The 9104-nt window shown below is 68.4% G+C and carries 9 protein-coding genes; 8 read left to right on the top strand and 1 reads right to left on the bottom strand.

Annotated elements, in window-relative coordinates:
• The first annotated feature begins 64 nt into the window (after positions 1-64).
• From AN216_RS24090 to AN216_RS24060, 7 genes are all read left to right on the top strand, one after another.
• The gene (locus AN216_RS24090) at positions 65-1327 is read left to right on the top strand and encodes a hydroxymethylglutaryl-CoA synthase family protein (RefSeq protein ID WP_070198817.1); all 1263 of its coding nucleotides are present in this window, start codon (positions 65-67) and stop codon (positions 1325-1327) included.
• The gene (locus tag AN216_RS24085; protein ID WP_070198816.1) at positions 1315-2100 is read left to right on the top strand and encodes an enoyl-CoA hydratase/isomerase; all 786 of its coding nucleotides are present in this window, start codon (positions 1315-1317) and stop codon (positions 2098-2100) included. The genes AN216_RS24090 and AN216_RS24085 overlap by 13 nt, the downstream gene beginning before the upstream one ends.
• Before the next feature lie 3 nt (positions 2101-2103).
• Positions 2104-2856 carry a polyketide synthase gene (locus AN216_RS24080; protein WP_107402086.1) on the top strand — a complete coding sequence of 251 codons (753 nt, stop codon included), beginning with the start codon at positions 2104-2106 and terminating at the stop codon, positions 2854-2856.
• Between the two features lie 4 nt (positions 2857-2860).
• Positions 2861-3106, top strand: a complete 246-nt coding sequence (locus AN216_RS24075; protein WP_070198815.1) for an acyl carrier protein — start codon at positions 2861-2863, stop codon at positions 3104-3106.
• Entirely contained in the window at positions 3087-4331 is a 1245-nt protein-coding gene (locus AN216_RS24070) for a beta-ketoacyl synthase N-terminal-like domain-containing protein (RefSeq protein ID WP_070198814.1), read from the top strand. Before AN216_RS24075 ends, AN216_RS24070 begins: the two co-directional genes overlap by 20 nt.
• Positions 4328-5287 carry an acyltransferase domain-containing protein gene (locus AN216_RS24065; RefSeq protein ID WP_070198813.1) on the top strand — a complete coding sequence of 320 codons (960 nt, stop codon included), beginning with the start codon at positions 4328-4330 and terminating at the stop codon, positions 5285-5287. The genes AN216_RS24070 and AN216_RS24065 overlap by 4 nt, the downstream gene beginning before the upstream one ends.
• Before the next feature lie 63 nt (positions 5288-5350).
• Positions 5351-6571 carry a cytochrome P450 family protein gene (locus AN216_RS24060; RefSeq protein ID WP_107402085.1) on the top strand — a complete coding sequence of 407 codons (1221 nt, stop codon included), beginning with the start codon at positions 5351-5353 and terminating at the stop codon, positions 6569-6571.
• A gap of 80 nt (positions 6572-6651) precedes the next feature.
• Here AN216_RS24060 and AN216_RS24055 read toward each other — a convergent pair whose 3' ends face one another.
• Positions 6652-7920, bottom strand: a complete 1269-nt coding sequence (locus AN216_RS24055) for an activator-dependent family glycosyltransferase (RefSeq protein ID WP_070198812.1) — start codon at positions 7918-7920, stop codon at positions 6652-6654.
• Positions 7921-8194: 274 nt separating this feature from the next.
• On the opposite strand from AN216_RS24055, the gene AN216_RS24050 reads away from it, so the two are divergent.
• Positions 8195-9103, top strand: coding sequence for a methyltransferase domain-containing protein (locus AN216_RS24050; protein ID WP_070198811.1), 909 nt, complete (start codon positions 8195-8197; stop codon positions 9101-9103).
• The last annotated feature ends 1 nt before the right edge of the window (position 9104 follow it).

The raw sequence follows: 9104 nt of genomic DNA, 5'->3' as shown, positions 1-9104 counted from the left end.
TGTGGTGGATCAGGAGGAACGCGGGCGTCAGCCGCGCCGGCAGCACACTCAGGGGGGAAGTCTCATGACGCCCGTAGGCATCGAGGCGATGAACGTCTTCGCAGGTACGAGCTTCGTCGACGTCGGAAAGCTGGCGGTCCACCGGGGACTCGACACCGCGCGGTTCGAGAATCTCGGGATGCGGGAGAAGACCGTCGCGCTGCCGGACGAGGACCCGGTGACGTTCGGGGTCAACGCCGCGAAGCCGATCATCGACGCGCTCAGCGAGGAGGAGCGCGACCGTATCGAGATGGTGATCACCGCGACGGAGTCGGCCTTCGACTTCGGCAAGTCGATGAGCACGTACTTCCACAGCCTGCTCGGGCTGGGACGCAACTGCCGGCTCTTCGAGATCAAGGTGGCGTGCTATTCGGGTGTGGCCGCCTTGCAGTCGGCGGCGAACTTCGTGCTGTCGCAGACCTCGCCGGGCGCGAAGGCGCTGGTGATCGCGACGGATCTGACCCGGTTCATGGTGGCCGAGGGCGGCGACGCGTTGTCCGAGGACTGGTCCTTCGCCGAGCCCAGCGGTGGGGCGGGCGCGGTCGCCATGCTCGTCAGCGACAACCCGAGGATCTTCCAGATCGACGTCGGCGCCAGCGGCTACTACGGTCACGAGGTCATGGACACGTGCAGGCCGCTGCCCGACAGCGAGGCGGGCAACGCCGAGTTGTCCCTGCTGTCCTACCTCGACTGTTGCGAGAACGCCTTCCTGGAGTACCAACGGCGCGTCGGCGACGTGGACTTCGCTGACACTTTCGGCTACCTCGCGTTCCACACGCCCTTCGGTGGCATGGTCAAGGGCGCGCACCGCAATCTGATGCGCAAGATGGCGAAGGCGCGCCCGGCGGCGATCGAGGAGGACTTCGCGCGACGGATGGAGCCGGGCCTGACGTACTGTCGTCGGATCGGCAACATCATGGGGGCGACCACGATGTTGGCGCTGGCCGGCACCGTCGACAACGCGGATCTGTCCGGCGGCGCCCAGCGCGTCGGGTGCTTCTCCTACGGTTCCGGATGCTGCTCGGAGTTCTTCAGCGGCGTCATACGACCCGAGAGCCAGGAGCGGTTGAGCCGGATGGGTATCGCGGCCTCACTGGACGACCGGTACGAACTGGACATGTCGCAGTACGACCTGTTGCTCAAGCAGAACGACACCGTCAGGTTCGGCACCCGCAACGTCGAACTCGCCGGCTCCACCGTCCCCGAGGCCAGGGACGCTCTCGGCCGTGAGCTGCTGTTCCTGAAGCGGATAGACGAGTTCCACCGGGAGTACGAGTGGATCTCGTGACGGGCGTCGAGTACGAGACCGTCGAGGTCCGGTTCGACAGGGAGATCTGCTTCCTCCGGATACATCGGCCCGATGCCGAGAACCGGATCAACAGCCGGCTGGTCGAGGAGTGCGCGCGGGTCGTCGAGTTCTGCGAGGAGCACGCGAAGGTGCTCGTACTCGAGGGCCTGCCCGACGTCTTCTGCACCGGTGCCGACTTCCAGGAGATCAGTTCCGCCGAGCAGAGCGACGGTCACCAGCGGTCGCACGCCGAGGCGCTGTACGACCTGTGGCTGTCGATAGCCACGGGCTCGTTCGTCTCCGTCGCGCACGTGCGGGGCAAGGTCAACGCCGGGGGAGTGGGCTTCGTGGCGGCGTGCGACGTCGTCCTCTGCGAGGAAAGGACGGTCTTCAGCCTGTCGGAGCTGCTGTTCGGACTGATGCCCGCGTGCGTGCTGCCCTTCCTCATCCGGAAGACGGGCGTGGCGAAGGCCAACTACCTGACCGTGATGACCCAACCGGTCACCGCCCGGCAGGCGTTGGACTGGCACCTGGTGGACGCCTGCGAGGAGAACAGCGCCAATCTGCTCCGCCGGCATCTCCTGCGGCTGCGCTACCTGCCGAAGACCGGCATCGCGCGCTACAAGAAGTACCTCGGCGCGCTGGACGACACGCTCGTCACGTCGCGTGCGAAGGCGATCGAGGCGAACCGGGAGGTGTTCTCCGACCAGGAGAACCTCGCCAAGATCTCGCGGTACGTGCGGACGGGGCAGTTCCCCTGGGAGGAGGAGTAGCGCGTGTCGGACGAACCGGTGGGCTACACGAAGCTCGGGGCCCACGTGGTCCAGATCACCATGCAGGACCGGGAACACAAGAACACCTTCTCCGGCCGGCTCATCACCGGTCTGAGCGAGGCGTTCGAGCGGGTACGGGCCGACGGGCAGTGCAAGGCCGTCGTCCTCACCGGCTACGAGAACTACTTCGCCAGCGGCGGCACCAAGGAGAGCCTGCTGCAGATCCAGGACCGCAAGATCAGCTTCACCGACTCGAACATCTACGGGCTGGCCCTGGACTGCCCCGTCCCGGTCGTCTCCGCGATGCAGGGCCACGGCATCGGTGGCGGATTCGCCATGGGGCTGTTCGCCGACTTCGTCGTCCTCAGCCAGGAGAGCGTCTACACGACGAACTTCATGCAGTACGGGTTCACCCCCGGGATGGGCGCCACGCTGATCCTTCCCAGGAAGCTCGGCTCCAGCCTGGGGCAGGAGATGCTGCTGTCCGCGAGGACCTACTACGGGCGTGACCTGAAGGAGCGCGGGGTCCCGTTTCCCGTCCTGCGGCGCGCGGAGGTTCTGCCGTACGCGGTGGAGCTGGCGGAGAACCTCGCCGAGAAGCCACGGGTGTCCCTCGTCACCCTGAAGGACCACCTCGTGTCGGACTTGCGGACTCAACTCCCGTCCTACATCGAGCGCGAGGTGGCGATGCACGAGAAGACCTTCCACCAACCCGAAGTCCGAGAACTCATCCAATCCCGCTACCTAGGCAGTTGACGAAATGTCCCATCAAGAAGTGTTCGACCTGGTCGTCAAGCACACGCGCGAGGTCGTACCGGAACTCGACGGCCACACCTTCGAGGCCACCGACTCACTACGGGAGTTGGGCGCCAACTCCATGGATCGGGCGGACATCATCATGATGACGCTGGAAGCGTTGTCGGTGAGCACTCCGCTGGCCGAGCTGGCCGGTGCGAACAACATAGGGGAACTGGCGAAGCTCATCCATGACAAGTCGACTGCCTGACCGGCACGACGCGGTGATCACCGGCCTCGGTGTCACCGCCGCCGTGGGCCAGGGCAAGAAGGAGTTCGCCTCCGCGCTCTTCGAGGGTCGGCACGCCTTCGCTCCGCTGCGCCGGCCCGGCCGGTCGGCTCCGACAGCGGACCCGGAGGCGCCGTTCCTGGGGGCAGAACTCTCGGAGCTGCCCGTGCCCGAGGGAGTCCGGGCAAGGACGCTGCGGACCGCGTCGTTGTCGGCGCACGCCGCCGTGCTGACGCTCGACGAGGCGTGGCGGGAGGCGGGCCTGGACGACGCCGACCCTGCGCGTATCGGCCTGGTCGTCGGCGGCTCCAACGTCCAGCAGCGGGAGTTGACACGGCTCCATGCCCGGCACGCCGACCAGCCCGCGTACCTGCGCCCGACGTACGGCCTGACCTTCATGGACACCGATCTGTGCGGGATCTGCACCGAGCGGTTCCCCATCCGCGGCTTCGCCCACACCCTGGGCGGTGCCTCTGCCAGTGGTCTGCTCGCCGTACTGCAGGCCGTGTGGGCGGTGCGGTCGGGGCAGGTCGACGTGTGCGTGGCCCTGGGGGCGTTGATGGACCTGTCGTACTGGGAGTGTCAGGCGTTCTCGGCCATGGGGGCCATGGGCTCGCACCGGTTCGCCGACGACCCGGGCGCGGCGTGCCGGCCGTTCGACCGACAGCGGGACGGATTCCTCTTCGGTGAGGCGTGCGGTGCCGTGGTCGTGGAGCGGGAGGGCGCCCGGCGGCACCCCGAGCCGTACGCCCGGGTCCTCGGTCTGGCCACCGCGGTGGACGGCAACCGGGACCCGGATCCCTCCCTGGCGGGGGAGATCAGCGTCATCGAGGGAGCGTTGGCGGAGGCCGGCCTGCCGGCGGGCGATGTCGAGTACGTCAACCCGCACGGGACCGGCTCGCTGATCGGTGACGAGACCGAGCTCCGCGCCCTCCGCGAGAGCGGGCTGGGCGACGCGCGGATCAACGCCACCAAGTCGATCACCGGGCACGGTCTGAGCGCGGCCGGCGCGGTGGAGGTGGTCGCGACGCTGCTGCAGATGCGGGAGCGGCGGCTACACCCCACCCGCAATCTCGTGGATCCGGTGGACCCCTCGTTCCGCTGGGTACGGCAGGCGGCGCTGCCGTTCCCGTTCGAGACCGCGCTCAGCCTCAGCATGGGTTTCGGCGGCCTGAGCTCGGCGATCTGTCTGGGGAAGTGGCGATGACCGAACCCCTCGTCTTCATGTACTCGGGACAGGGCTCCCAGTACTTCCACATGACACGCGAACTGTACGAGCGGAACCCGCGTTATCGGCTGTGGATGGAGCACTGCGACGAGATCGCCTCGCCGATCATCGGCAAGTCGCTGCTGGACACGATCTTCGATCCCCGGCGGGACAGGAGCGACCCGTTCGACTCCCTGCCGGACTCCAGCGCGGCGTTGGTGTGCGTGGAGTACAGCCTGACCCGGGTCGTCCAGGAACTCGGGTACCAGCCCGACTTCCTCCTCGGCTACAGCCTGGGGGAGATCAGCGCGGCAGTGGTGGCGGAGGCCCTCCCCCTGGAGGACGGCGTCTGCTTCGCGGTGGAGTTCGGGCGCCTGCTGGAGCAACGGACACCGCGCTGCGGCATGTTGGCGATCGTCGGCTCCGCCGACCTGCTGCGGACGCACGCGCCCCTGTTCACGGACTGTTGGGTCACGGCACGCAATTTCGACGGGAACTTCGTCGTCAGTGGGCGCTCCGCAGACGTCGACGAACTGGAGCGCGCACTGGATGCGGAGCAGATCCTCTCGCAGCGGCTGCCCGTCGACTACGGCGTGCACACGGCACTGATCGACCCCGTCGAGGAGCAGGCCCGGCGCCTCATGGACGTGTTGAGCTTCGCCCCGCCGCAGATCCCGATCATCTCGTCCGCCACGGCGGACCGGGTCGACGCGCTGTCGGTGGACGGCGTATGGGCGGCCGTACGACAGCCGGTGCAGTTCTCCCGTGCCGTCGAGAAGATGACCGCGGCGGGCGGCGCGACGTTCGCCGATCTCGGCCCCAGCGCCACGCTTGCCACTTTCGTGAAGTACATCACCGCACGGGGAGACGGCTCCTCCCAGGTGAGCACCGTCAACCGGTTCGGCAACGACGTGAAGTCGATGACCGATTTCCGGGCGTTCATGACGGCACTGTGACGCCCGGGGCCGCGGTCTCGTCGTGTTGTGCCGATGTCCACAGAGAATCGAGGAGTTGTACGGATGAGTGAGGCCAGTCCGATGCCGAGCGTGGACGAGCAGGTGGCGTTCGAGCAGAACCCGCACCTGCGTTACAGCACCATGCGGGCGGAGGCGCCGGTCAGCAAGGTGACCGCGCCGGGCGGGCTCAGCGTGTGGATGGTGACCCGTCACGAGGACGCCCGCCCCGCGTTGAGCAGCGCCAAGCTGTCGAAGAACGTCGAGGTCGGGCAGAAGGTGATCGAGCAGAACACCGACAGCGAGGAGGCGCGGCTGATGTTCGCCACCGAGCTGTCGGCACACATGCTCAACTCCGACCCGCCGGTCCACACGCGCCTGCGCAAGTTGGTCAACAAGGTGTTCACCGCACGGGCGGTGGAGCGGCTCCGTCCCCGGATCGAGGAGATCACCGCGGAGCTGCTCGACGAGATGGAGCGCGCGGGCCGGGTGGACCTGATGAGCGCGTACGCGGCGCCGCTGCCGATCTCGGTGATCTGCGAGCTGCTCGGGGTACCGCCGCTCGACCAGGAGCGGTTCCACGGTTGGGTCACGGCGCAGTTGTCCGGCGACGCCGAACGGATGGCCGAAGCCACGCCCGCCCTGCTGGGCTACCTGGACGAGCTGGTCGCGAGCAAACGCGACACCCCCTCCGAGGACCTGCTCACCGACCTGGTGCACGCCAGCGACGGGGACGACAAGCTCAGCGCCCAGGAACTGGTGTCGATGGCCTTCCTGCTGCTGGTCGCCGGCCACGAGACCACGGTCAACCTCATCGGCAACGGCATGCTCGCCCTGCTGCGCCACCCGGACCAACTCGCCGCGCTGCGCGCCGACCACTCCCTCCTGCCGGGCGCCGTCGAGGAGTTCCTGCGGTACGAGGGCCCGGTCAACACCGCCTCACTGCGGTTCACCACGGAACCGGTCGAGCTGGGCGGGGTCGTCATCCCGGAGAACCAACTGGTGGTGGTCGCCATCGCCTCCGCCAACCGGGACGAGGCCCAGTTCCCGGACGGTGACGAGCTGGACATCACCCGGGAGACCGGCGGTCACCTGGCGTTCGGGCACGGCATCCACTACTGCGTCGGCGCCCCGCTGGCCCGGTTGGAGGCCGAGATCGCGTTCGGTCGCCTGCTCGAGCGGTTCCCCGAGATCCGGCTGGACGTCGACGAGTCGGAGCTGAGCTGGAAGCCGGGCACGGTGCTGCGGGCGCTCAGCGGTTTGCCGGTTCGCGTCAGCGCGGGATAGCCCCGGCGAGAGGCGATATCGCCCCGACACGGTGGTGCCGGGTCCGTACGGGAACGCGGACCCGACACCACCGGCGGCAGTCAGCCCGCGCGGTACTTGACCGCGACCTCCTCCAGCCGCGGCACGAGTTCGTTGAGCGAGGGGGCGCCCAGAATCTCGTCGCGTAGGGCCGACGCCTGCTGGACGAACCGGGGTTCGGTCAGCAGGCGGTGCACGCTCTCCCTGATGTTCTGCCCGGTGGCCTGGGTGGTGTGGATCTCCAGGCCGGCGCCCTGCTCGGCCAGCTTGCGCGCCAGGATCGGCTGGTCGAAGTGGAAGTGCAGGGACAGCTGAGGCACCGGGTGACGCGCGGTGGTGGCGAGGGTCGCGGCGCCCGCGTGGTGGATGACGGCGCTGCAGGTGGGGGCGATGGCGTGCCACGGCACGTACGGGACGAGGCGGACGTTGTCCGGGACGTTCCCCAGCTTCTCCTGCTGGCTCTGGGCGATGGTCGCGACCAGCTCGACGTCCAACTCGGCCACCGAGTCGAAGATCTCGGAGAGCGGGATGTTGTATCCGTTGAAGACCTCGGTCGCGGTCAGTCCCAGGGTCATCCCGACCCGTGGGCGCTCCGGAGCCTTCTTCAGCCACTCCGGTACGACGGCCGGGCCGCCGTAGCCGATGAACTGCGTCTGCAGCACGTCCCGATCGGTGCCGAGCTGCAGGCTGGGCGGGAACTGGTCGATCGTGACGTGACCGGTCGTCATGTCCTCGCTGAACTCGGCGCCGAACCTGCGCGCGTGGCCGCCCAGCCAGTCAGCCAGCGGGTCCTCCCGCTCCGCCTCGGGCTGCTGTGCCTTCAGCCGCTGGTAGATGTCGCGGGTCGTACCGAACACGTCGGCACCGAAGACCACCCGAGCGTGCGCCGCACCGCACGCCTTGGCCGTGATCGGGCCGATGTAGCTGAAGGAGTCCCACACCACCAGGTCCGGCTTCCAGTGGTGGGCGAACGCCACCAGGTCGTCGATCACCGCGGCCGCTTCACCCTCGTGCGCGCCCTCCACCGCGGCCTTGTGGCTCTGCAGCGTGTGTTCCCAGGTCGTGCCCTCCGGGTCCTCGGCGACGTCCCACGGCGGGGTGAGACCGGGCCGGATCGACTCGAGCAACTCCGGGGCCTGGCGGCCCCACTGCCACTTGTCGAAGTCGCCCCCCACGGGCACGGCCGTGAGCCCCGCCTGGGTGATCGTGTCGGCGAAGCGCGGTTGGCTGGCGACGAGCACCTCGTGTCCCGCCGTGCGCAGCGACCACGCCAGCGGCACGAGGTACATGAATATGTTCTTTTCCGGATTGACAGTGAGAAGCACACGCATGAGAGGGCTTTCCTCGGGTCGGTTCGGCGGAGTGATGACTACGCGGCCTGGAAGGACCTTCGACGGCTTCGGGCTCGGGCGCATCGGCGGTGTGAGAAGCGCGCCCTCCCAGACTTCTGGGCCACAGACTACGCGTGATGTCCGCGCGCGGCGGAAGATCACGGGAGATCGCCCGCCCCGTCCCGGAAGGTGGTGGGCCCGTCGGTCGCTGTCCAACGGACAGGGCCGCTGGTAGCGTTCGCCCTCGTAAACGGTGACCGCAGGGGGAGTCCGGATGACCACAGGCACAGCGCTGCCCAAGCCCGAAGAGGTCGGCGCGTTCTACGACGCGGCCAATGACCTGATCGCCCAATTCCAGGGCGGTAGCATGCATTACGGCTACTGGACCGGCCCCGAGGACGACAGCACCTTCGAGCAGGCGTCGGAACGGCTGTCGGACCTCCTGATCGACAAGCTGGAGGCGGGCCCAGGCGACCGGGTACTCGACGTCGGGTGCGGTGTCGGCACGCCGGGTGTGCGGCTCGCGACCAGGACCGGTGCCGAACTCGTCGGGATCTCGATCAGCGAGCGGGACGTCGAACTGGCCAACGCCCGTGCCGAGCGCGAGGGATGCGCCGACCGCGCGCGTTTCCAGCGGGCGAACGCGCTGGAGATGCCCTTCGAGGACGACTCCTTCGACCACGTCCTCGCGCTCGAGTCGATCGTGCACATGCCGGACCGCGCACAGGTACTCAAGGAGATCGCGCGGGTGCTGCGACCGGGCGGTTCGGTGTCGCTCACCGACTTCGTCGAGCGGTCCCCGCAGTCCGGTGACCAGGCCAAGCCCGCGTTCCTGAAGCGACTCCAGGGCGCGGTGGTCGACAGGGTGCAGAAGGCGGCGCTGGACAGGGTCATGGAGTCATGGCACACGGCTCCGCTGGTACGGGCGGCCGACTACCCGTCGTACGCCTCCGCGGCCGGCCTGGAGATCACCGAGGTCACCGACATCAGCCAGCACACCAAGTACACCGCGCACCGGTTCTACGGGGCGGTGTACGAGCACGCCAAGCACAACGACGTACCACCCGAGGTCGAGAGGATCCTGCGGGCGGGCCCCGGCGAGAAGCGGCTGCACTGGCTGATCGAGGAGGACCCCGCGGTCGGCGTGATCCTCGCCGTGCTGCGCCGCCCCTCCGCCGACTGAG

Origin of the sequence: Streptomyces oceani (assembly GCF_001751245.1) — a bacterium.
Classification (GTDB): Bacteria; Actinomycetota; Actinomycetes; order Streptomycetales; family Streptomycetaceae; genus Streptomyces; species Streptomyces oceani.
This window is presented reverse-complemented; position numbering and strand designations above follow the sequence as displayed.